At 55.1% G+C, this 22099-nt stretch carries 18 protein-coding genes and 1 pseudogene; 6 read left to right on the top strand and 13 right to left on the bottom strand.

What is annotated here, in order from left to right:
• Window positions 1-54 precede the first annotated feature (54 nt).
• The 4 genes from CWR52_RS18475 to CWR52_RS18460 all read right to left on the bottom strand — a co-directional run bounded on the left by CWR52_RS18475 (window position 55) and on the right by CWR52_RS18460 (window position 5735).
• Window positions 55-984, bottom strand: a complete 930-nt coding sequence (locus tag CWR52_RS18475) for a sugar ABC transporter substrate-binding protein (RefSeq protein ID WP_008502118.1) — start codon at window positions 982-984, stop codon at window positions 55-57.
• 31 nt (window positions 985-1015) lie between these two features.
• The gene (gene iolG / locus CWR52_RS18470; RefSeq protein WP_104950363.1) at window positions 1016-2002 is read right to left on the bottom strand and encodes an inositol 2-dehydrogenase; all 987 of its coding nucleotides are present in this window, start codon (window positions 2000-2002) and stop codon (window positions 1016-1018) included.
• Between the two features lie 290 nt (window positions 2003-2292).
• Window positions 2293-4218, bottom strand: coding sequence for a 3D-(3,5/4)-trihydroxycyclohexane-1,2-dione acylhydrolase (decyclizing) (iolD, locus tag CWR52_RS18465; protein ID WP_104950362.1), 1926 nt, complete (start codon window positions 4216-4218; stop codon window positions 2293-2295).
• A gap of 11 nt (window positions 4219-4229) precedes the next feature.
• Window positions 4230-5735 (bottom strand): CoA-acylating methylmalonate-semialdehyde dehydrogenase, encoded by a 1506-nt coding sequence (locus tag CWR52_RS18460; RefSeq protein ID WP_104950361.1) that lies wholly within the window; start codon window positions 5733-5735, stop codon window positions 4230-4232.
• Between the two features lie 292 nt (window positions 5736-6027).
• Between CWR52_RS18460 and CWR52_RS18455 the strand changes: the two genes are divergently transcribed.
• Both CWR52_RS18455 and CWR52_RS18450 read left to right on the top strand, forming a co-directional pair.
• Window positions 6028-6858 (top strand): MurR/RpiR family transcriptional regulator, encoded by an 831-nt coding sequence (locus tag CWR52_RS18455; RefSeq protein ID WP_008502123.1) that lies wholly within the window; start codon window positions 6028-6030, stop codon window positions 6856-6858.
• A gap of 110 nt (window positions 6859-6968) precedes the next feature.
• Window positions 6969-7667: an HNH endonuclease gene (locus tag CWR52_RS18450; RefSeq protein WP_104950360.1), complete on the top strand. Its 699-nt coding sequence runs from the start codon at window positions 6969-6971 to the stop codon at window positions 7665-7667.
• Between the two features lie 224 nt (window positions 7668-7891).
• Here CWR52_RS18450 and CWR52_RS18445 read toward each other — a convergent pair whose 3' ends face one another.
• The 4 genes and pseudogenes from CWR52_RS18445 to guaB form a co-directional block, all read right to left on the bottom strand.
• Window positions 7892-9661: a hypothetical protein gene (locus tag CWR52_RS18445; protein WP_104950359.1), complete on the bottom strand. Its 1770-nt coding sequence runs from the start codon at window positions 9659-9661 to the stop codon at window positions 7892-7894.
• Between the two features lie 55 nt (window positions 9662-9716).
• A pseudogene (locus CWR52_RS18440) lies at window positions 9717-9866 on the bottom strand (Arm DNA-binding domain-containing protein); the annotation flags it as partial.
• 303 nt (window positions 9867-10169) lie between these two features.
• Window positions 10170-11747 (bottom strand): glutamine-hydrolyzing GMP synthase, encoded by a 1578-nt coding sequence (gene guaA, locus CWR52_RS18435; RefSeq protein WP_024908661.1) that lies wholly within the window; start codon window positions 11745-11747, stop codon window positions 10170-10172.
• Window positions 11748-11816: 69 nt separating this feature from the next.
• Complete coding sequence (gene guaB, locus CWR52_RS18430; protein ID WP_008502128.1) at window positions 11817-13283, bottom strand: IMP dehydrogenase; 1467 nt, start codon at window positions 13281-13283, stop codon at window positions 11817-11819.
• 158 nt (window positions 13284-13441) lie between these two features.
• On the opposite strand from guaB, the gene xseA reads away from it, so the two are divergent.
• Genes xseA through CWR52_RS18415 form a run of 3 tightly spaced genes read left to right on the top strand, consistent with a single transcriptional unit; the run spans window position 13442 to window position 16244 of the window.
• Window positions 13442-14815: an exodeoxyribonuclease VII large subunit gene (xseA, locus tag CWR52_RS18425; protein ID WP_104950358.1), complete on the top strand. Its 1374-nt coding sequence runs from the start codon at window positions 13442-13444 to the stop codon at window positions 14813-14815.
• Between the two features lie 58 nt (window positions 14816-14873).
• Complete coding sequence (locus CWR52_RS18420; RefSeq protein WP_104950357.1) at window positions 14874-15893, top strand: M4 family metallopeptidase; 1020 nt, start codon at window positions 14874-14876, stop codon at window positions 15891-15893.
• The gene (locus tag CWR52_RS18415; RefSeq protein WP_104950356.1) at window positions 15894-16244 is read left to right on the top strand and encodes a protealysin inhibitor emfourin; all 351 of its coding nucleotides are present in this window, start codon (window positions 15894-15896) and stop codon (window positions 16242-16244) included. It begins immediately after the preceding gene.
• On the opposite strand, the gene CWR52_RS18410 is transcribed toward CWR52_RS18415, so the two are convergent.
• The 3 genes from CWR52_RS18410 to CWR52_RS18400 form a co-directional block, all read right to left on the bottom strand.
• Window positions 16241-16462, bottom strand: a complete 222-nt coding sequence (locus CWR52_RS18410; RefSeq protein WP_104950355.1) for a zinc ribbon domain-containing protein — start codon at window positions 16460-16462, stop codon at window positions 16241-16243. The two genes, CWR52_RS18415 and CWR52_RS18410, sit on opposite strands and share 4 nt — an antisense overlap.
• Before the next feature lie 58 nt (window positions 16463-16520).
• On the bottom strand, window positions 16521-18062 hold the full coding sequence (locus tag CWR52_RS18405) for a peptide MFS transporter (protein ID WP_104950354.1): 1542 nt from the start codon (window positions 18060-18062) through the stop codon (window positions 16521-16523).
• Window positions 18063-18786: 724 nt separating this feature from the next.
• Window positions 18787-19665 carry a LysR family transcriptional regulator gene (locus CWR52_RS18400; protein ID WP_024906930.1) on the bottom strand — a complete coding sequence of 293 codons (879 nt, stop codon included), beginning with the start codon at window positions 19663-19665 and terminating at the stop codon, window positions 18787-18789.
• Between the two features lie 104 nt (window positions 19666-19769).
• Between CWR52_RS18400 and eamB the strand changes: the two genes are divergently transcribed.
• Window positions 19770-20357: a cysteine/O-acetylserine transporter gene (gene eamB / locus CWR52_RS18395; RefSeq protein WP_024906929.1), complete on the top strand. Its 588-nt coding sequence runs from the start codon at window positions 19770-19772 to the stop codon at window positions 20355-20357.
• A gap of 99 nt (window positions 20358-20456) precedes the next feature.
• Here the strand turns inward: eamB and CWR52_RS18390 are convergent, their stop codons facing one another.
• Together CWR52_RS18390 and CWR52_RS18385 are read right to left on the bottom strand one after the other, a co-directional pair.
• A complete protein-coding gene (locus CWR52_RS18390) occupies window positions 20457-21467 on the bottom strand; it encodes an aldo/keto reductase (RefSeq protein WP_038808063.1) in 1011 nt (336 codons plus the stop codon).
• Window positions 21468-21577: 110 nt separating this feature from the next.
• Window positions 21578-21979 carry a MarR family winged helix-turn-helix transcriptional regulator gene (locus tag CWR52_RS18385; RefSeq protein ID WP_024906927.1) on the bottom strand — a complete coding sequence of 134 codons (402 nt, stop codon included), beginning with the start codon at window positions 21977-21979 and terminating at the stop codon, window positions 21578-21580.
• Window positions 21980-22099 lie beyond the last annotated feature (120 nt).

Below are 22099 nucleotides of genomic sequence, written 5' to 3'. Positions count from 1 at the left end.
CGGTCTGCTCCTCCTTTAGAGTGAGCCGCCGCGCCAGCGGCGGCTGCGGATAAATCAGTTACCGGCCTCACCGATACGCTCAGCCTGCTGCAGGTTTTCTTTGGTGATCAGCGTCGGCGGGTAGTCGGCACCAGTGATGGCTTTTTTCTCGCGCACGTTGGCCACCAGCTGGCTCATCGCCGTCTGCACCGCAAAGCCCGGACGCTGATCCGCCGTCACCGCCAGCCAGCCGTCGCGCACGCGGGCCAGCGCTTCCGGTACCGCATCAAAGCCGGTGACCAGAATTTCGCCCGGCTTCACGCCCTGGCTCTGCAGCGCTTCAATCGCCCCCAGCGCCATGTCGTCGTTGGCGGAGAGGATCACCTGAGGACGTTTCGGCAGCGAGGGCAGCACGCTTTCCACGATGCGCATCCCTTCAGAACGCATCCAGTTGCCGGTCTGATCGGCGACGATCTTGTACTTATCCCCGCCTGCCTTCAGGCTGTCGCGGATCCCTTTGGTACGTTCGATGTTGGAGGAGGAGCCCGGCTGGCCGGTCAGCAGAATAATCTCCGCCCCGTCGGGGAATTTGGTTTTGACGAAGTCGCCAATCGCCTGGCCGCCTTTGTAGTTATTGGCGCCAAAGTGCGGCACTTTCTTCTGACTGTCGACGGAGCGGTCAAGGGTGACCACCGGCAGCTTCGCATCCTGAATTTCATCCACCGCGCTGGAGACCGCGTTCACGTCGTTCGGGGAGACGATAAAGCCCTGCGCCCCGCGGGTGATGGCGTTTTCCAGGTCAGCCACCTGCTTCGGTGAACTGCCCTGCCCGTCCAGCACCTGAAGCTTCACGCCCATCTCTTTTGCGGCTTTTACCGCCGTGCGCTGCATGTGAACTTCAAACGGCATGGCCAGGTTTGGCGTACTGAAAACAATTTGCTCGTTTTCGGCGAGAGCGGCCCCGGACGTCATGGCGATGAGGGCGGCTACGATCAGTTTTTTCATTATTATGTCTCTCTGTGTAGGGTTGTGGTGTTTAGAGGACGATCTCGCGCTGGCTGCGCAGTGACTCCAGCGCTTTATCCGCAAGGTACAGCGCACGTTCACCATCATCGCCGCTGCAGTCAGGCACCGCTTCGCCGCGCAGGACCGCAACAAAGTGTTCCCATTCCGCGGCGTAAGCGGATTTGTAGCGCTGCAGGAAGAAGTGTTCCGGCAGCGCGCTGGTGCAGCCCTGTTTGCCGTAGTGCTGCACCTGGTTTTCCAGAATGTTGCCCGCGCACAGCAGCCCTTCGGAGCCGTGCAGCTCCAGACGCTGGTCGTAGCCATACGAGGAGCGGCGGCTGTTGACGATGGTCGCCATCGCGCCGGAGGCATATTTCAGAACGATAAACGCGGTATCGATATCCCCCGCCTCGCCAATCGCCGGATCCACCAGGTTGCTGCCCTGGGCATACACCGACACCGGCTCTTCGCCCATGATGAAGCGGGCCATGTCAAAATCGTGAATGGTCATATCGCGGAACATGCCGCCGGAGACGCGCACGTACTCCGTAGGCGGTGGAGACGGGTCGCGGGAGATGATCAGCAGCGATTCCGGCTTGCCGATGCGCCCGGCCTGCACGTCGGTTTTCACGCGGCGGAACTGCGGGTCAAAGCGGCGGTTAAAGCCGATAAACAGCGGCACGTCGTACTCTTTGACCACCTTCAGGCAGTCGCGCACGCGGGCGAGGTCGAGGTGTACCGGCTTTTCACAGAAGATGGCCTTACCGTGGCGGGCGGCCATTTCAATCAGGTCCGCGTGGGTATCGGTGGCGGAGGCGATCAGCACGGCATGAACGTTAGGGTCGGTCATCGCTTCATCCAGGCTCTGCTGGCGGGCCTGATACTGCGTGGCGAGGCGGGTGGCAAATTCCTGATTCGGGTCAACCACGGACCAGAGCGTGGTCGCGCCGTGGCTGGCGATGTTAGCTGCATGTACCTGGCCAATTCGGCCAGCGCCCAGTAAAGCAATGTTAAACATAACGGCTCCCGGTGTTGGTGAATGCTGTGAACTAACGACCCTATAAATAAAACATTTATTTCATTTTTATAAATAGTGAAAATTATATTTTTGAGTGTAGGTTAACACTTTTGAGATGAATGAGATAAATTTTGTTATCAATCTCACAACATGGCAGTAGTGATACCCCTCCATTGCAAAGGGGTGAGGGAGAAAAAACCGCACCGATCCGTCCCCCTCTCCCTTTGGGAGAGGGTTAGGGTGAGGGTAAAAATAAAAATGAAATGAAAATTTCGTTACTTCGGGAAAACTCAATACTGACGGGCTTTTTTCACCTGTGCCTGCGTTTGCTCCGCAGCTTCGCGCACGGCAGACGACGCCGCCACCTGCGCATCACCGGTTCGCCACCAGGAGGCGTAATCGTGGGTCATGGTCTTCGGCAGCACTTTGATGTCCAGCAGCGTCGGGCCCGGATGCGCGCGGGACGCCTCCAGCGCCGCCAGCAGGGTTTGCTCGTCGTGCACGCGCCACGCGCGGCAGCCGTAGCTTTCCGCGTTTTGCGCAAAGTCGACCTTCACCAGCGGCCCGTCAAGCCGTCCGGTTTCCGGGTTGCGTCGACGGTTTTCCGTGCCAAAGCTGCCCATGCCGTGCCCCATCTGCAGGTTGTTAATGCAGCCGAAGCTGGCGTTGTCAAACAGCAGAACGGTGACCTTAATGCCCTCCTGAACGGCGGTTTGCAGCTCGGAGTGCAGCATCATGTAGGAGCCATCCCCCACCATGGCGTATACCGGCTGCCCGGGTCGGGCAAGCTTCGCGCCGAGGGCTGCCGCAATCTCGTAGCCCATGCAGGAGTAACCGTACTCCAGGTGATAGCTGTCCGGCGTTTTGACCTGCCAGAGGCGCTGTAAATCGCCCGGCAGCGAACCGGCCGCGCCCACCACGATGGCGTTATCTTCAATATGCTGGTTGATCAGCCCCAGCACCCGCGTCTGGGTCAGGCGGGTGTTGAGCGTCTCGCCGTACTCCGCCAGCTGCGCGTCCAGGTGCCCCGCCACTTCGGGCGCGTCGTCAGGGTGCCACTGGCGATCCCACAGGCGACGGCACTCGTCGCGCCAGGCAGATTTCGCCTCAGCGATCGCCTCTCCCCAGCCGCTGCGGTAATCACCGAGCGCGTGGGTCAATGCCTGGAGCCCGGTTTGAGCGTCGGCAATCAGCGCCGTGGCGTCCAGCTTCAGGGCATCAAACTCAGCCACGTTCAGCAGCAGGAATTCGACGTCCGGATGGGAAAAGAGCGCCTTGGAGCCGGTGGTAAAGTCGGTCAGGCGCGTGCCGATGCCAATCACCAGATCGGCCTGCGGCGCGAGCTGGTTGGCCGCCATTCCGCCCGTCACCCCTACGCCACCGAGGTTAAGTGGGTGGTCACTTACCAGCGCCCCCTTTCCGGCCTGGGTTTCGGCAAACGGCAGCTGCAGCGTCTCGACAAATTCGCGAAACGCCTCATGTGCGCCGGAATAGCGTACGCCACCGCCGCACACCACCAGCGGACGGCGTTTGCGGGCAATCAGCGCCCGCGCCTGCGCCAGACGCTGCGGATCGGGCGGACGACGCTCGATGTGGTGCACGCGACGCGCGAAGAAGCTCAGCGGGTAATCCCAGGCTTCCCCCTGCACGTCCTGCGGCAGGCAAATCGTCACCGCACCGGTATCTGCCGGGTCAGTAAGTGTTCGCATCGCGTTTAACATGGCGCTCATTAACTGCTCCGGGCGGTTGATGCGGTCCCAGTAGCGGGAGACCGGGCGGAAGCAGTCGTTGGTGCTGATGCTCAGATCGTGATACTGCTCGATCTGCTGCAGCACCGGGTCCGGCTGGCGGCTGGCGTAGATATCGCCCGGGAGCAGCAGCAGCGGGATGCGGTTCGCCGTGGCGGTGGCCGCCGCCGTGACCATATTGGCAGCGCCCGGCCCGACAGAGGAGGTGACGGCAAAGATGCGCTGACGCCGATGCTGTTTGGCAAATCCTGTCGCCATATGGGCGATGCCCTGCTCGTTGCAGCCCTGCATCACCTGCAGATGGCCGGGCTCCTGCTCCAGCGCCTGGCCGATACCCAGCACGTTGCCGTGTCCAAAGATGGTGGCGACGCCCTCCACGAAGGGCGTCTCGTGGCCATCCACGCTAACGTACTGTTGATTAAGGAACCGGACCAGCGCCTGAGCCATGGTCATACGTTCGGTTTGCATAACGCCTCCTGTCAGCCCAGCGTCGGCATGGAGAACGCAGCGCCTGTCTCCTGCTGCATTTCCGGCCAGCGCGCGGTGATGGTTTTCATTCGGGTGTAGAAACGCACGCCGTCGTTGCCGTGGACGTTGAGCGCGCCAAAAATCGAGCGCTTCCAGCCGCCGAAGCTGTGGAACGCCATCGGCACCGGGATCGGCACGTTGACGCCCACCATGCCCGCCTGCACCTCTTCGCAGAAGCGGCGCGCGCAGCCGCCGTCGCGGGTGAAGATTGCCGAGCCATTACCATATTCATGGCGGTTAATCAGGTCCACTGCGCTGGCGTAATCTGCTACGCGCACCACAGAAAGCACCGGACCAAAAATTTCTTCTTTATAGATAGTCATCTCCGGGGTGACGTTATCGAACAGCGTCGGCCCGACGAAATAGCCCTGCTCGTGGCCCTTCACGCTAAAGCCGCGCCCGTCCACGCGCAGTTTCGCCCCCTGCGCTTCCCCGCTGTCGATGTAGCCCAGCACCTTGCTACGGTGCGCGGAGGAGATGAGCGGTCCCATTTCGTTTTCCGGCGTCTGGTCCAGCCCCGGCCCGACGCGTAGCGCGGCAATCTGTTTTTCCAGCCGGGCGCAGAGGTCATCGGCGGTGTTATCCCCCACCGCCAGTACTACTGAAAGTGCCATGCAGCGCTCGCCCGCCGCGCCGTAGGCCGCGCCCATGATGGCGTTAGTCGCCATCTCCATGTCGGCATCCGGCATTAAAATGCAGTGGTTTTTCGCACCGCCCAGCGCCTGGCAGCGCTTACCGTGGGCGGACGCGGTCTGGTAAATGTATTCCGCAATCGGCGTGGAGCCGACAAAGCTCACCGCCTGCACGCGCGGGTCGGTCAGAAGCACGTCAACGGACTCTTTATCGCCCTGCACCACGTTGAAGACGCCGTCCGGCAGGCCGGCCTCTTTCAGCAGCTGCGCCAGCGCGAGCGCCAGGGAAGGGTCTTTTTCCGACGGCTTCAGCACGAAGGTGTTGCCGGTCGCCAGCGCAATCGGGAACATCCACATCGGTACCATCGCCGGGAAGTTAAACGGCGTGATCCCGGCGCAGACGCCGAGCGGCTGCATCAGCGAGTGGCTGTCGACGCCGGTCCCGACGTTCGCCGAGTGTTCGCCCTTTTGCAGATGCGGAATACCACAGGCAAATTCCACCACTTCCAGGCCGCGGGTCAGTTCGCCCACCGCGTCGGAGAAGACCTTGCCGTGCTCTTCGCTGATGAGGCGGGCCAGGCGCTCCATGTTCTCCTCCAGCAGCGCTTTGAAGCGGAACATCACGCGCGCGCGCTTAAGCGGAGCATGACGCGCCCACGCCGGAAACGCCTGCTGCGCGGCGGCAATCGCCTGCTCTGTTTCCTGTGCCGTACTCATCACCACCTGGCGGATCTGCTCGCCGGTGGCCGGGTTGAAGATCGCCTGAACGCGCTGGCCTGAACCGGTGACACATTCGCCGTGAATAAAATTCGCTACCGTCTCCATCCTTAACCTCTCGCTGTTGATACGTGACTGTGACCTGAACACTGTGTACTGACCACTATATATGAAACAAATATTCCATTTTAAGTTGAAATAAAATAAATGATGATTATTGTGATCAAGGATGGATTTTTATGTTAACAGCCAGCATCACTGACGCCGCGTGCGCTATTAAGGAATTTCGGGCGAGGAAATGACTGAATCTTCTGTTTCATTTTTGCTGCCAGATGGATGGCCGACATTTAAAAGACGCGGTTTTGCGTTTAGAATCATATGACTGTATTTGGGGGAAAAGATGACGACAGCAACCAGCCTGAACGAACTGCAGCAGCAAATCCGCGATCGCTACGATAGCCTGAGCAAGAGGCTGCAGCAGGTCTCCCGCTACGTGCTGGACAATACCAACAGCGTGGCCTTCGATACGGTTGCCGTCATTGCCGAGCGCGCCGACGTGCCGCCCTCGACGCTGATCCGCTTTGCTAACGCCTTTGACTTCACCGGCTTCAACGAAATGAAACAGCTGTTTCGCATGAACCTGGTGGAGGAGACCGCCAGCTACAGCGACCGCGCGCGGCTGTTCCGCGAAATGGAGAGCGAGGCCGTGCCGGAAACGCCGCTCGATATTCTGCAGGAGTTCGCCCGCTCGAACGCGCAGGCGCTGCAGCAGCTGGCCGCCCGCGCCGAGCCGGAAATGCTGGAGCGCGCGGTACAGCTGCTGGCCGACGCCGACACTATTTACATCGCCGGACTGCGCCGCTCGTTTAGCGTCGCGGCCTACCTCACCTACGCCCTGAGCCACCTGGAGTGCCGCCCTATCCTGCTCGACGGCATGGGCGGGATGCTGCGCGAGCAGATTAGCCGCATTAAGGCGCGCGACATCGTGGTGTCGATAAGCTTCTCGCCGTACGCGGAAGAGACGGTGATGGTCAGCGAAACCGCCGCCAGCGTCGGCGCGCGGCAGATTGTGATTACGGACAGCCAGATAAGCCCGCTGGCGACGTTCAGCGATCTCTGCTTTGTGGTGAAAGAGGCGCAGGTGGACGCGTTCCGGTCTCAGTCGGCGACGCTGTGCCTGGTGCAGTCGCTGGTAGTGGCGCTGGCGTATCGGTTGGGTGAAGGGAAGTGAGAGATAAACAAAAACTGTATGAGAAAGCGTGAGATCAGAGGGATATTATCCCCAATCGAATACTAATCAGAAATAAATATGCAGAAAGAACAATTCATATGGAGTTTTAAATGGATTCATATTTAGATATTTTGCCTAAAGGTTGTACTGCTGTTGCTGTCAAAACAAAGGGGTACAACTTTTTCATCGATGAAAAGGGATTATCATCTACTGGTTGTTGGGTTGTATCAAAAGACAGGGTCGATGATTATGTAATTGTTTTTCACCAAACAAGCACCCTTAATCATATCTACATTGGTGAATTTGTCGAAAAAAAAGCTGAAGAGTATACCGAAAGGAAAGGAAAGCAATATCCGCGCTATAGAATCTTCATAAAAAATCTGATATTAGCCTTAAAAACAAACACAAACTGGACTTCTTTTGTTGGAAAAGGCAATGGTGGCTTCGAAAGGATATATTTGAAAAACGAAGAACAGGTAAATCCTAGGTATTTAGATCCTGACTCAACTGAAGCCGAAGAGGGATATAGAAAAGACTCAAGTCGAATGACAAGTGCAAGAGATAAAAAATTAGCTGAAGCGCGGAAGAAAAAGGATAACTACACTTGTCAGTCATGTGAGAAACGATACTTCGTAAACAATAAATACATTATAGATTGTCACCACATAAATCCAATCAGTTTAGGAAAAAGAAAAACAATTTTAGATGACCTTATTTCGCTGTGTCCAACATGTCATCGAATTGCACATACTCGAATCCCCCCATATTCTTTGAAAGAGTTAAAAGGCTTCGTAGAAAGCTTTACTTAAATGTACGCTTTATAAGATATATTAAAAATGACGGAATTTATTATAAACTTAGTATTTTTTGAATTTTAACAGTAAATTCCACAGTCGTGTGGATGTATAGCAGGTCTATTTATGGGATGATGCCCTCAGCCTTAAGAATAACCTGCTTAGGCCACTAAAAATCCGTCCGTTCTTGGCAGTACCGCTTGTCAGGACTGACAGAAACTGGCCAGAAACAGTCATTGCTACTCGTCCGACTCGTCAGTCTCGCCAAACAAGAATTTCCCTATGTACCAAATCGATCGCCCAACGTTGTGAATGAGTTGCTCTCCCTGCCGCAACGGCGAGTCTTCTTCATCGACGCCCGCGAGCTTGATCGCATCTGTTATCTTCGAGCCTGTAGGGTGTGCATCTCCCACTCGCATATCATAAGCACCTGCAATCTCAGCAAATACTCTCTTGGCTTTATCATATCCAATTTTCTCAGCCAAAATACTTTGAAGTAACTTGTTTGAACCGAGCTTGGCTTTCTCTTGGTGTGTAGAAAGCTTGCGTAGCTCGGTTACGTTGAGCCTATCCGAGAATACGCGAATGATGTCCTTGGCTAGTCTGAGTAGGGTCCCTCTATCTTTGCATGCAAACCTAGATATTTGCTGCCCTACTTCGAAGTCATCAATATCATGGGTGAACAGCGATATTTCGTATTTATGCCTGAAGCCGTCTTCCAAAAGCCTCATGCTTCCAAAAAACATTTCTTCAACCGCATATGTGGATGCCGGTTTCGCTCTCACCTGCGCGTCCAGCAGCTCACTTGAAACCTTTCCTTCAGGAGCTACATTATGCCCCGCCCAAACATGCTGCTCCCATGGGGCGAGTCGTGCGATGTCATAAGCATATACGGTGATAAGATCCGAACTGTTTATGCCGAAATGCGTTTTATATCCTGATGTGGAATTAATAGCTCCAGTTTCAGCCGTGTACCACGCCAACTTAAATCCTCGACAATTGAGAAGCTCATTCACGACGCTGACCCGAAACCATAGCCAGCGGCCTATGTCCTCGTTATCAAGCTCTGCTGATCTCAATCGCGTTCCATCGGTTTCCACGATGAATTGCGGGAGGTTCGGATCTGCATCTCCGCGAACGCGAAGGCTTTTTGATTGGTGGTCTATCCATTCATCACGCCAAAACTCCCCCTCTACCCGTACACCTTTATAGCCTCCACGATGCCCCTCAGAACTTTCATAGTCAGTATTCGAGTCATTCTCAGGGCCCATCACAGGGGCGTCTTCACCCTCGTCTACGTCCGTTCGCCAGGCTCGGAACATCGCCCAGCGTCCCCCAAAGACGTCATCAAGCTTGCGAACGATTAGGGTAAATTTACCGTTATCTCTTTCCTCATTGTGAGGCTGCAAATTTGAATATGCGCTCCCCTCAAATACGGGGACATTTTCTACCCTCTGTCGGTAGTATGAAAGGCGAAGCGACAGATTTCTGGCCGCTAGATAGTCGAGTAAAAATTCTCTTTTAATTTCTATCTGACTATGCTCGCCATCCTCACTCACTGTCTCGCGAGCTACCACAACGAAATTTTCTTCAGGCCTGACCCAGTTGCCCCCCTCTTTGACCAAGTGTAGCGCGACAACCAAATCAGGGCTCAGTATCCATTTTCTACCACCAACAACAGGCTGCGGGTGTTCATAGACTAGATTGACACCTATTGGCTCTTTATCATTGTATTGATATTGGTCAATGGACGCATAATATCCATCTTCGTATGCATAAGGCGCGACTGTGTGCCCAATGCCTATGTCGCTCCATCCAAGACGTTCCTCAACTAGCTGGCGATGCTCTGACGGGAATGCAACAGAGCCACAGCCGAAATATTCTCTGACATAGCCTACTTCTTTTAGATCCCCTTTATTGCTCTCAACTGACGCTCTCAAAGGAACCCATGCCGCGTTAGAAAATACCCTGCGGGTTTCCTTAGTCTGGAGAATCCACTCTTCACTCATGGTCGAATTCCTTTATTCATGACAGCATGCTGGGATTAAGCAATGGCATTCGCTTGATAGCCTCCTGCCTGCCGTGGATCGAGTAGTTATAGCGGAATGAAATCGAACCCGCAGGCGTGAAGGCCACATAGAGGCCGTCACGGTCATTCACTTTGTAGAGATTTTCCTTAGGCTTGAGGTTGCACAGCCTGGTATCACTCAGTATGACCGGGTTGGGTTTCCTCTTAAAAATACCATGCTCAAAAAGCCCGACCTCATAAAAATATCCATATTAAAATTAGTTATATAAATTCAACCCCTAATCACACCATCAAGAGCAATGTGGTATCGAGTGTTGAACATGGCATCAGGTTTAAATGGTACCATTTACCATGCCATAGAAAGCGGGTGCTTGGCCATGCGAAAAATTGCCAGACCATGTCAAGCCAATAATGAAAAAAGCCCGCAGTTACGCGGGCTTAGTAAGTGTATTAGTGCTCTTTGATGCAAGTCTATGCCAGACGCGAAATCATTCCCACTCAATCGTAGCCGGTGGCTTACCGCTGATGTCATACACCACGCGGGAAATACCGTTCACTTCGTTGATGATGCGGTTAGACACGCGGCCTAAGAAGTCATACGGCAAGTGCGCCCAGTGCGCGGTCATGAAGTCGATGGTTTCTACCGCACGCAGGGAAACAACCCAGTCGTACTTACGGCCATCGCCCATCACGCCAACGGAGCGAACCGGCAGGAACACGGTGAACGCCTGGCTTACTTTGTTGTACAGGTCAGCTTTGTGCAGTTCTTCGATGAAGATCGCGTCCGCACGACGCAGCAGGTCGCAGTACTCTTTCTTCACTTCGCCCAGCACGCGCACGCCCAGACCCGGACCCGGGAACGGGTGACGGTAGAGCATGTCGTACGGCAGACCCAGTTCCAGACCGATCTTGCGCACTTCATCTTTGAACAGCTCGCGCAGCGGTTCAACCAGACCCATCTTCATCTCTTTCGGCAGGCCGCCCACGTTGTGGTGAGATTTGATGACGTGCGCTTTGCCAGTGGCGGAGGCCGCAGACTCGATCACGTCAGGGTAGATAGTGCCCTGCGCCAGCCACTTCACGTCGTCCAGCTTCAGCGCTTCTTCGTCGAACACTTCCACGAACACGCGGCCGATGATCTTACGCTTCGCTTCCGGATCGTTCTCGCCTTTCAGCGCGTCCAGGAAGCGCTGCTCGCCTTCCACGTGAACGATGTTCAGACCGAAGTGGTCGCCGAACATGTCCATAACCTGCTGGGCTTCGTTCAGGCGCAGCAGGCCGTTGTCCACGAAGACGCAGGTCAGGTTTTTGCCGATAGCGCGGTGCAGCAGCATCGCGGTCACGGAGGAGTCCACGCCACCGGAGAGGCCGAGGATCACTTTGTCATCGCCAACCTGCTGGCGGATACGCTCAACGGCGTCGTCGATGATTTTTGCCGGGGTCCACAGCGCTTCACACTGGCAGATGTCGCGCACGAAGCGCTCCAGCATGCGCATACCCTGACGGGTGTGAGTTACTTCCGGGTGGAACTGCACGCCGTAGAAGCGTTTTTCTTCGTTCGCCATGATGGCAAACGGGCAGCTCTCTGTGCTGGCAACGGTCACGAAGTCAGACGGGATAGCGGTGACTTTGTCGCCGTGGCTCATCCACACGTCCAGCAGCGGTTTGCCGTCTGCGGTCAGGGAGTCTTCGATACCGCGCACCAGCGCGCTGTCGGTGACGACTTCTACCTGCGCATAGCCAAACTCGCGCTCGTTAGAGCCTTCTACGTGGCCGCCCAGCTGCATCGCCATGGTCTGCATACCGTAGCAAACGCCGAATACCGGCACGCCCGCTTCGAACACGTACTGCGGCGCGCGCGGGCTGTTCTCTTCGGTGGTGCTTTCCGGGCCGCCGGACAGGATGATGCCGCTTGGATTGAATTCGCGAATCTGTGCTTCCGTGACATCCCACGCCCACAGTTCACAGTAAACGCCCAGTTCACGTACGCGACGCGCCACCAGCTGAGTGTACTGCGAACCGAAGTCCAGGATGAGAATGCGATGTTTATGAATGTTTTCCGTCATTGACGCTAATTCCGAGGCAAGTGAAACAGATGAAATAAATCGCCCGACACGAGGTCGGGCGAAGAAAAATCAGGAGCCCAGACGGTAGTTCGGGGACTCTTTGGTGATCGTCACGTCGTGAACGTGGCTCTCCTGGATACCCGCACCGCTGATGCGTACGAATTCCGCTTTAGTACGCAGCAGGTCAATGGTACCACAGCCGGTCAGACCCATACAGGAGCGCAGGCCGCCCATCTGCTGGTGGATGATCTCTTTCAGACGGCCTTTATAGGCAACGCGACCTTCGATACCTTCCGGTACCAGTTTGTCAGCGGCGTTATCGGTCTGGAAGTAACGGTCGGAGGAACCTTTGGACATCGCGCCCAGGGAGCCCATGCCGCGGTAGGATTTGTAAGAACGGCCCTGGTAGAGTTCGATTTCACCCGGGGATTCTTCGGTACCGGCCAGCATGGAGCCCACCATCACCGCTGCTGCACCCGCAGCGATCGCTTTCGCGATGTCGCCAGAGAAGCGGATACCGCCGTCAGCGATAACCGGAATACCGGTGCCTTCCAGCGCTTCAACCGCATCAGACACCGCGGTGATCTGTGGAACGCCCACGCCGGTCACGATACGTGTGGTACAGATAGAGCCAGGACCGATACCCACTTTCACCGCGCTGCAGCCAGCGTCAGCCAGCGCACGAGCGCCTGCGCCCGTTGCCACGTTACCGCCGATGATCTGCAGGTCAGGGTATTTGGCACGGGTGTCGCGAATACGCTGCAGAACGCCTTCGGAGTGGCCGTGAGAGGAGTCAATCAGCAGGACGTCAACGCCCGCAGCAACCAGCGCGTCAACGCGCTCTTCGTTACCAGCACCTGCGCCTACCGCAGCGCCAACGCGCAGACGGCCATGCTCGTCTTTACAGGCGTTCGGTTTGCGTTCTGCTTTCTGGAAATCTTTTACGGTGATCATGCCGCGCAGGTGGAAGTTGCTGTCAACAACCAGCGCTTTTTCAACGCGTTTTTCGTGCATTTTTGCCAGCACCACGTCGCGGGTTTCACCTTCGCGAACGGTAACCAGACGCTCTTTTGGCGTCATGTACACGCTGACAGGCTGGTTCAGGTCAGTCACGAAACGCACGTCACGACCGGTGATGATGCCCACCAGTTCGTTCTCTTCGGTCACCACCGGGTAACCGGCAAAGCCGTTACGCTCGGTCAGGGCCTTCACTTCGTGCAGGGTGGTGGTTGGCAGAACGGTCTGCGGATCGGACACGATGCCGGATTCATGTTTCTTCACGCGGCGAACTTCTTCCGCCTGACGTTCGATAGACATGTTTTTGTGAATAAAGCCAATGCCACCTTCCTGTGCCAGGGCAATAGCCAGGCGCGCTTCAGTCACGGTGTCCATTGCCGCAGAGAGCATAGGAATGTTCAGACGAATGGTTTTCGTCAACTGCGTGCTGAGATCGGCAGTATTCGGCAGAACAGTGGAGTGAGCGGGAACGAGGAGGACGTCGTCAAACGTCAGTGCTTCTTTAGCGATACGTAGCATGGGCAATATCTCTGACCTGGGTGGTTAAATATTGCCGTGGCATTATACAGAGCGTAACCGATTGCATCTACACTTTTTTATAAAAAAGCTTGCGATTGCCTCTCAGCAGGTTACTATCGACTGAATAACTTGCTGATTTAGAATTTGATCCCGCTCACATGTTATCCTCTCAATCCCCCTCAATTTATACCGTCAGCCGCCTGAATCAGACGGTGCGTTTGCTGCTTGAGCAGGAAATGGGGCAGGTCTGGATCAGCGGTGAGATCTCTAACTTCACGCAGCCCTCCTCCGGCCACTGGTACTTTACGCTAAAAGACGATACCGCCCAGGTGCGCTGTGCGATGTTCCGCAACAGCAACCGCCGCGTGACGTTCCGTCCACAGCACGGCCAGCAGGTTCTGGTGCGCGCCAATATCACCCTGTATGAGCCGCGCGGTGATTATCAAATTATCGTCGAGAGCATGCAGCCTGCGGGGGAAGGCCTGCTGCAGCAGAAGTATGAACAGTTAAAGGTTAAGCTCTCGGAAGAGGGACTTTTCGACCAGCAGTTCAAAAAGCCCCTGCCCTCGCCTGCCCACTGCGTGGGTGTCATCACCTCAAAAACTGGTGCGGCGCTGCACGATATTTTGCACGTGCTGAAGCGTCGCGACCCTTCCCTGCCCGTGATCATCTACCCGACCGCCGTGCAGGGTGACGATGCGCCGGGCCAAATTGTGCGCGCCATTGAGCTGGCGAACGCGCGTCAGGAGTGCGACGTCTTAATCGTCGGACGCGGCGGCGGCTCGCTGGAAGACCTGTGGAGCTTTAACGACGAGCGCGTGGCGCGGGCAATCTTTGCCAGCCTTATCCCCGTGGTGAGCGCCGTCGGCCACGAAACGGACGTGACGATCGCCGATTTTGTCGCGGATCTCCGCGCGCCGACGCCGTCCGCGGCGGCAGAGGTGGTCAGCCGCAACCAGCTGGAGCTGCTGCGTCAGATCCAGAGCGCACAGCAGCGTCTTGAGATGGCGATGGACTACTACCTCGCCAACCGGACCCGTCGCTTTACCCAGCTTCATCACCGTCTTCAGCAGCAACATCCGCAGCTGCGTCTGGCGCGTCAGCAAACCGTGCTGGAGCGTCTTCGCCAGCGCATGAACGTGGCGATGGACACGCAGATCAAGCGCGCGGTGTCGCGCCAGCAGCGCGTGACGCAGCGTCTGAACCAGCAGAACCCGCAGCCGAAAATTTATCGCGCGCAAACGCGGATTCAGCAGCTGGAGTACCGTCTGGCGGAAACTCTCCGTGCGCGACTGAGCACCACCCGCGAACGCTTTGGCAATGCGGTGACCCACCTTGAAGCGGTCAGCCCCCTCTCCACGCTGGCGCGCGGCTATAGCGTGACGACGGCGACGGACGGCAAGGTGCTCAAGCAAACCAAACAGGTGAATACCGGCGATGTGCTGACGACGCGTCTGTCAGACGGCTGGGTAGAAAGCGAAGTGAAATCAATTAAACCGGTGAAAAAGACGCGTCAGCGTAAAACCGGATAATTCTTCGCCGGTTACTTACTATACTGCTGCTATTCCCTTTTTTAATAAGGAGAGCAGCATGTCCCATCTTTATAGCGTGATTCCCCCGTATATTCTTCGTCGTATTATCGAAAGCGGTTCCGAGCCGCAGCAGCGCTGTGCCCGCCAGACCTTAACCCACGTCCAGACGCTGATGGCCCATATGCCGGGCAAACCCGCCGCGCCGCACGTGAATAAAGCCGGGCAGCTGGAGCGGGATATCTACGATGCGAAGCAAACCCAGGAGCTGCCGGGTACGCAGGTGCGTTACGAAGGCCAGCCGTCGAACGGCGATGTAGCGGTGGATGAAGCCTACGAGTATTTGGGTATTACCCATGATTTCTTCTGGAAAGAATATCAGCGCAATTCGCTCGATAACAAAGGGCTTATTTTAACCGGCACCGTTCACTACGGTCGGGAATATCAGAACGCCTTCTGGAACGGTCAGCAGATGGTATTTGGCGACGGCGACGGGGAAATATTTAACCGCTTTACCATCGCCATCGACGTGGTGGCGCACGAGCTGAGCCACGGCGTGACCGAGACCGAAGCCGGGCTTATCTACTTTGAGCAGTCCGGCGCGCTGAATGAGTCGCTGTCGGACGTGTTTGGCTCCCTGGTGAAGCAGTACCATCTGAAGCAAACCGCCGATAAAGCGGACTGGCTGATTGGTGAGGGATTACTGGCGAAAGGCATCAACGGCAAAGGGCTGCGCTCGATGTCTGAACCGGGCACCGCCTACAACGATCCGCTGCTCGGCAAAGACCCGCAGCCTGCACATATGAAGGATTTCATCAAAACGCGTGAGGATAACGGCGGTGTACATCTGAACTCCGGCATCCCCAACCGGGCATTTTATCTGGCCGCGACGGCGATCGGCGGCTACGCCTGGGAAAAAGCGGGTTATGCCTGGTACGACACGGTTTGCGATCGCAATCTGGCGCAGGATGCAGATTTTGAGGCCTTCGCAAAACTGACGATAGCGCACGGAGAGAAACGCTCCGGCGGCGACGTTGGGGCGGCCATTAAACAAGCCTGGGAACAGGTGGGAGTGTTGTAAATGCAGGTTCCGGAACTGACGGATGACGCCGTGGTTGAGCTGGCCCGGGAAGGCGGCGTCGCCTATATTCCCAAGCTGAGCGGACAGCGGACCATCGCGCTCTCCTCGCTCAATGAGGCCCAGCGCCAGCGCCTGATAAGCATCCTGGAGCAGGCCTTTCCGCGCGGTCAGCCGCCGGGACAGGCCTCGTCACCCGGTAGCGGCGACCAGCGCTATTTCCGCATCCAGATTATCTGGACCGGGCAAAATCAGGCGCACTACGCCGATATCATCGTGCTGATACCGGAGCAGGAAGCGCCCGAGTCGCTGGTCGAGCTGTGGAAGAAAGGCGAAGGCTGCGTGTGCGATTAACCTTCGGCCCGAACAAACTCCACGCGCTTTTTAGAAATTAAGCCGTGGCCGTTCTGGCAGAAATAGTCCACCGCCCCGCAGGCCTTTAAGACCTGGAGTGGCTGATGGCACTCCGGGCAGCGGGCTTCAAGCGCAATATCCTTATTACAGCTCTCGCAGTGTGCCACCCCGTTCACGGGCTCAAGCGGTGCCTGGCAATCCGGGCAGGTAATCGACATATTCTCTCCTGTTGGGTTTTACCGGGACAGGATAACTGCCCCGGTAGGCTGAACATTATCAGGCTTCAGCTGCCGGTTTAGTCTGCGCATTTTCCAGCATGCGGCGTACCGGAACTATGAGGACGATCAGTACCGCGGCACAAATCAGCAGCGCGACGGAGCAGCGCGCAAAGAGATCCGGCAGCATATCCAGCTGGTCGGCCTTCACGTGGCCGCCAATCAGACCCGCCGCCAGGTTACCCAGCGCGCTCGCACAGAACCACAGCCCCATCATCTGACCGCGCATTCTCTCCGGCGCCAGCAGCGTCATGGTCGCCAGACCAATCGGGCTCAGACACAGTTCGCCGAGCGTCAGCATCAGGATACTGCCAACCAGCCAGAACGGCGATACGCCCGCCCCACCGCTGCTCAGCACGTTCTGTGCCGCCAGCATCATCAGGCCAAAGCCCGCTGCGGCACACAGAATACCGATAACAAACTTGGTGATGCTGCTCGGACGAATGTTCATGCTCGCCAGCTTCGGCCACGCCCAGCTGAACACCGGTGCCAGCAGGATGATGAACAGGGCGTTGATTGACTGGAACCACACAGCCGGGATTTCGAAATCGCCGATCATGCGGTTAGTGTAGTCGTTGGCAAACAGGTTGAACGAGGTTGGCTTCTGTTCAAACGCGGACCAGAAGAACGCCGCGGAGATCAGCAGAATAAAGCAGACCAGCAGTCTGGCGCGCTCTTTACGGTTCAGTCCAGCAAAGACAAACAGATAAATAAAGTAGAGGGCAACGGATGCCGCAATCACGTAGACCAGCACGCTGGCTACCGCGACCGGGTTAATCACAATCACGCCCTGCGCAATCAGCGTCACGAGCGTTGCCACACCTGCCGCCAGCGCCAGCAGCCAAACGCCCACGCCGTTACGCTTCACCACCGGGCTGTTCCAGGTGGAGTCGAGGCCGACTTCGCCGTCATAGCGTTTCATGGCCGGAACGGCAAACACGCGGAAGATAATCAGCGCCACCAGCATCCCGATACCGCCAATGCCAAAGCCCCAGTGCCAGCCGTGGGTTTTAATCAGCCAGCCGGAAATCAGCGGCGCGATGAACGAGCCCATGTTGATACCCATATAGAACAGCGAGAAGCCGCCGTCGCGACGCGCGTCGCCTTTTTTATACAGGGTACCGACCATCACTGAAATACAGGTCTTGAACAGCCCGGAGCCGAGCACGATGAACATCAGGCCGATAAAGAACAGGTTGTTGCCCATGATAGCCGAGAGCGCAATCGACAGGTGACCGAGCGCAATCAGGATCGAACCGTACCAGACGGCTCTCTGCTGACCGAGCCAGTTATCCGCCAGCCAGCCGCCCGGCAGTGCAGCCAGGTACATGGTACCGGCAAAGATACCGACAATCGCCGAGGCGTTTTCACGCGCCAGACCCATCCCGCCGTCATAGACGGTGGCGGCCATAAACAGGATCAGTAACGGACGAATGCCGTAAAACGAGAAACGCTCCCACATCTCGGTAAAGAACAGCGAACCGAGCGGATACGGGTGGCCGAAGAACGTTCGGCTCTCTTTTTGATTAACAGTGGATTGCATAATTCTCCCGAAAGGTATGTCGTCGTGCTTGTAAACACCAGCAGGTACGCCGGCCAGTTACGTATCTGGCCGATTTTTTACATGCGGCGAAAAGTTAGTTAACCATTTGATAACCAGGCGCTAGTTTTGTCTAGTACCGGACCCTGGACTTTAAGATGAAAATTCGACGATTGTCTACTTTCTTAGATTTAAACATGGTTAAAAGTGAATAGTGATTGACTTCACACAGGGAAAACCGGCGGTATGCCTGGGCAAAAAAAGCCCGCGATCATCGCGGGCTTTCGTGAGAGCAGCAAAGCTTATTTGCTTTTCTTAATGTGAAAAACCATTAAAACAATAATGTATTGTTTTTAATGCATTTTTAAATTCTTATCACATGTATGTGTACACCCTTGGGTACACAAAAAAGGACCATCGATAACTTTTAGAGGTCTAGTTGACCGATGAGACCGTCAGTCCGTTAAGAGCGAACAGCGGAAGTTCGCATTTGTCATAACAGCCGGGATCCATGACTAAAATTGGCATCTGATAATCAACCGGGAGCAGGTCAGAGCACGCCGCGCATACCTGAAAATGAAAGGCAAAATTGACCTAGTGTCATCAGCCGTACCTGGACTTCCGGGGAGCCGGCCCAACGTGACATCGTTTGGCCGTTAATCATTGTCAGCCCTGTCTACTGCTAAAACCGACAGGGCAATCCTGCAAAGCAATACGAGGGCAGCGATCAGGCATCCAGACTCTCCCGTAAGGACTGAATAAACAGCTCCATTGCTGGCGTAATGACCTTACCTGAGTGATGAGCACACACTGCAGAAAGGGTTTCAGGGCGTGGTGACAGAGGAAGTTCTTGCAACAGTCCGGCACGCAGCTCTTTCTCCACCGTGAATCGCGGTAAGTACGTCACGCCTGTATTAGCCATCACGCACTGCTTAATGCTTTCAATGCTGATGAGTTCAATGGTGGAGTCAATCGTTATTTTTCTTTGTCTGAGGACAGATTCAAACATCAGACGGAATACACATTGTTTTTCATTAATAATGAAACTAACGGGGATATGCTGATTTCCCCGAGTGAAATCAACCAGTGCTAATTCGGGAGAGGCAACGAGCACGAGAGGATGTTCGCCATAGTTTTCCATAATGAGAGAAGCATCATTGCCCACACGATAGAAAATCCCCAAATCAATTTCATTGGCCAGCAAGCTGTCACGGATTGTATAACAGTTCTGGGATTGCAGAGACAGCAACACATTCGGCGCTCTTTTCTTAAAACTCTTCAGCACCTGCGGGATCTTGTAGGAGAGCAGCGTCTCGCCCACGGCAAGGCGCAATTCACCTTCCGGTTCATCGTTTCGCTGGACAGCCTGCTTAATGCTATTTATAACGACCATCATTTCATGAATATGGGGCATCATATTCCTGGCGGCATCCGTTGGCACCATGCGGCGACCAATTTTTTCAAACAGCTGAACGCCGTATTCGGCCTCAAGTTGCCTGATCTGAAATGTAACCGTTGACTGCGTACAGCAAAGTTTACTGGCTGCTTTGGCAAACGATCCTTCTTCCAGAATGGTCCTGAGGGTTAACAAACGACGTAAGTCCAAGATTGTCTCCTGTGAAGTATTCATAATGTTGAATCATGAATGCGAAAACATTCAATATTTTTTCTTATTGGCATCCTCTAAATTAAAAAAAAAGAGGAGTTATTATGTCACTTTCAATTGCTGGCGCTTTTCTGGCTTATACTTTCATCACTGCACTTACCCCAGGTCCTAATAACATTCTGGCTCTGAGCTGCGTACATACTCACGGGTTTCATAAAAGCCTACGTCCACTGGCTGGCATGGGGGCTGGATTTCTCATTATTATGCTCCTGTGCGCCTTATTTACCGTGGCGATAACCCGGACACTGCCTTCCGTAACCCACTGGCTGACCTGGTTAGGCGTGATTTATATTCTCTGGCTGGCACTGAAAATAGCCCGAAGCCAGCCTGCAAATAACACCCGTTCTGACGTCCCACTGAGCTTCAGAACCAGTTTTTTACTGCAGTTTGCGAATGTAAAAATCATCCTTTATGGAGTAACGGCGCTCTCTACTTTCGTCATTCCCTATACCAGCAGTCAGGTCTGGATTATTCTGATCAGCGTTCTGCTGGCTTTGATCGGTGTTTTTGGCAACCTCTGCTGGGCGGCAGCAGGACACCTTTTTCAGGCGCTTCTTCGCCAGCACGGTCGCCTGGTCAATAGGATCCTTGCAGGGGCACTGGTACTGGTCGCAGTGGATATGTTGTTGTGAAACACATACAGTTCGCTTGATCCTGTTCCCGTCATTTCAGTCGGATAAACTGACAACAGTTCTGATGTCAGTTTATCCCCCAGGGCTATAGCCCTAATGTTATGCCACGGGTTTACCCGGTATAACATGCCCCAGTAATGCCTGCACGGGGGCAGTTTTAATGTCATTGTCAAACTGGCTGACGCTGTTCAGCCTGTCGATTTGTGCCTCTGTGAGATTCGCCCCTGAAAACCCCACATTACTGACGTACTGCGCCTGGGTCCGGGGGCCAATAATAGGGATACATTCCTGTGCAGCAACCCAGGCAATAGCTACCTGGTCCGGGCTTACCCCGTTTTCAGTGGCTATAGCCAGAACCTCGTCAAGAATGGCGCTCCGCTGTTCGTTGTTTTCCGCCTGGAATACCTTTCCGCCCATCCCTTCTGCCCTGCCTTTTTCACCGGCGCGGTATTTGCCTGTGAGCATTCCACCGCCCAGCGGGGACCAGGTTATGGGTGTTATCTGCAGCGCCTGACAGGCTTTCAGCATGTCACGTTCGGGCTGACGTGAAACCAGACTGTACTGGAACTGAGAGGCGACAATCGGCACCGCGCGAGACAGCTCGGCAAGTGTTGCTGCGCGTGCCAGCCGCCAGGCCGAAAAATTGGACAAACCGGCGTAAAGAATTTTTCCGGCTCTGGACAGATCTTCAAGCCCCCGTACCAGTTCTTCTGACGGCGTAATATCGTCAGGATGATGAACCCAGTATAAATCGATACGATCGGTTTTAAGCCGCTTCAGACTCGACTCCACCGAAGACACCATCGCCCGGCGACTGTTGCCTGTAACCAGCCCGCCAGCTGCTTTAGATGCGCCGCTCGAATATTTTGTCGCAAGAAAGAAATTCTCTCTGCGTCCCTGAAGGAGGGCCCCCAGAAACTCTTCTGATTCACCGAACTGATACACATCAGCCGTATCTATAAAGTTACCGCCATCCTCTGCAAAAGCATCTAAAATCGCCCGACTTTCGTCTAACGATGCGCCGTATCCCCACCGCATGCCAAAATTTGCCGTTCCCAGGGCTACTGAAGAGACTCGAACGCCTGTATTGCCAAGGATCTGATATTTCACATTGTCACCTCTTGCTTATGTTTATGATTTACCATGTCTTTGAAGGAGACCTGGATTAACGGGTATATGCCCGTATATCATCTTATTCTTTTACGCTGACAACCTGCAATTCAGATTTGGTGAAAAATGTTCTGCAGCGCCATGACGTTGTCCGCGCCAAGACGTTCTTCAATGATGTGCTGGCAGCGCTGCCAGGACGGAAACGCGTCTCTGATAAGCGCTTCACCTTCAGGGGTGATAGAGACCTGCTGCTGCCTTTTGTCCATACCATCACGGTCAACCTGCAACCACCCCTGACGCGCCAGAACGGTGACGTTTCGTCCTACCGTAGAACGATCCAGCCCGGCGATATCACCGAGCCGGGTAAGGCTTACGGGATTATTGTTTATCACCAGCCTCATCAACGAATACTGAGCAATATTGATGCCATAGGCATCCAGCTCGGCATCGTAAATCGCGGTCATCTTACGTGTGAAATCACGCAGATTTTTACAGTAGCAGGGAGAACTCATATCCAGTGCCCATATCAAGATCAGATAACAAAAGGGATTTAAGAGCATATACCCGTATTAGATCTGAGTACAGAATGCGACACCGGAAAATAAACATTTGATGCAGTGACTCCCTGGCTG

This window comes from Enterobacter sp. SGAir0187, from assembly GCF_002952735.2.
Classification (GTDB): Bacteria; Pseudomonadota; Gammaproteobacteria; order Enterobacterales; family Enterobacteriaceae; genus Enterobacter; species Enterobacter quasiroggenkampii.
This window is presented reverse-complemented; position numbering and strand designations above follow the sequence as displayed.

What these genes read in the sequence shown, in the direction of transcription:
- CWR52_RS18420 (WP_104950357.1), top strand. Translation starts at nt 14,874, where the DNA reads ATGTCCCATCTTTATAGCGTGATTCCCCCGTATATTCTTCGTCGTATT.
- CWR52_RS18460 (WP_104950361.1), bottom strand. Translation starts at nt 5,735, where the DNA reads ATGGAGACGGTAGCGAATTTTATTCACGGCGAATGTGTCACCGGTTCA.
- guaB (WP_008502128.1), bottom strand. Translation starts at nt 13,283, where the DNA reads ATGCTACGTATCGCTAAAGAAGCACTGACGTTTGACGACGTCCTCCTC.
- iolG (WP_104950363.1), bottom strand. Translation starts at nt 2,002, where the DNA reads ATGTTTAACATTGCTTTACTGGGCGCTGGCCGAATTGGCCAGGTACAT.
- CWR52_RS18455 (WP_008502123.1), top strand. Translation starts at nt 6,028, where the DNA reads ATGACGACAGCAACCAGCCTGAACGAACTGCAGCAGCAAATCCGCGAT.
- CWR52_RS18415 (WP_104950356.1), top strand. Translation starts at nt 15,894, where the DNA reads ATGCAGGTTCCGGAACTGACGGATGACGCCGTGGTTGAGCTGGCCCGG.
- iolD (WP_104950362.1), bottom strand. Translation starts at nt 4,218, where the DNA reads ATGCAAACCGAACGTATGACCATGGCTCAGGCGCTGGTCCGGTTCCTT.
- CWR52_RS18450 (WP_104950360.1), top strand. Translation starts at nt 6,969, where the DNA reads ATGGATTCATATTTAGATATTTTGCCTAAAGGTTGTACTGCTGTTGCT.
- CWR52_RS18405 (WP_104950354.1), bottom strand. Translation starts at nt 18,062, where the DNA reads ATGCAATCCACTGTTAATCAAAAAGAGAGCCGAACGTTCTTCGGCCAC.
- CWR52_RS18475 (WP_008502118.1), bottom strand. Translation starts at nt 984, where the DNA reads ATGAAAAAACTGATCGTAGCCGCCCTCATCGCCATGACGTCCGGGGCC.
- CWR52_RS18385 (WP_024906927.1), bottom strand. Translation starts at nt 21,979, where the DNA reads ATGAGTTCTCCCTGCTACTGTAAAAATCTGCGTGATTTCACACGTAAG.
- xseA (WP_104950358.1), top strand. Translation starts at nt 13,442, where the DNA reads ATGTTATCCTCTCAATCCCCCTCAATTTATACCGTCAGCCGCCTGAAT.
- CWR52_RS18445 (WP_104950359.1), bottom strand. Translation starts at nt 9,661, where the DNA reads ATGAGTGAAGAGTGGATTCTCCAGACTAAGGAAACCCGCAGGGTATTT.
- guaA (WP_024908661.1), bottom strand. Translation starts at nt 11,747, where the DNA reads ATGACGGAAAACATTCATAAACATCGCATTCTCATCCTGGACTTCGGT.
- eamB (WP_024906929.1), top strand. Translation starts at nt 19,770, where the DNA reads ATGTCACTTTCAATTGCTGGCGCTTTTCTGGCTTATACTTTCATCACT.
- CWR52_RS18410 (WP_104950355.1), bottom strand. Translation starts at nt 16,462, where the DNA reads ATGTCGATTACCTGCCCGGATTGCCAGGCACCGCTTGAGCCCGTGAAC.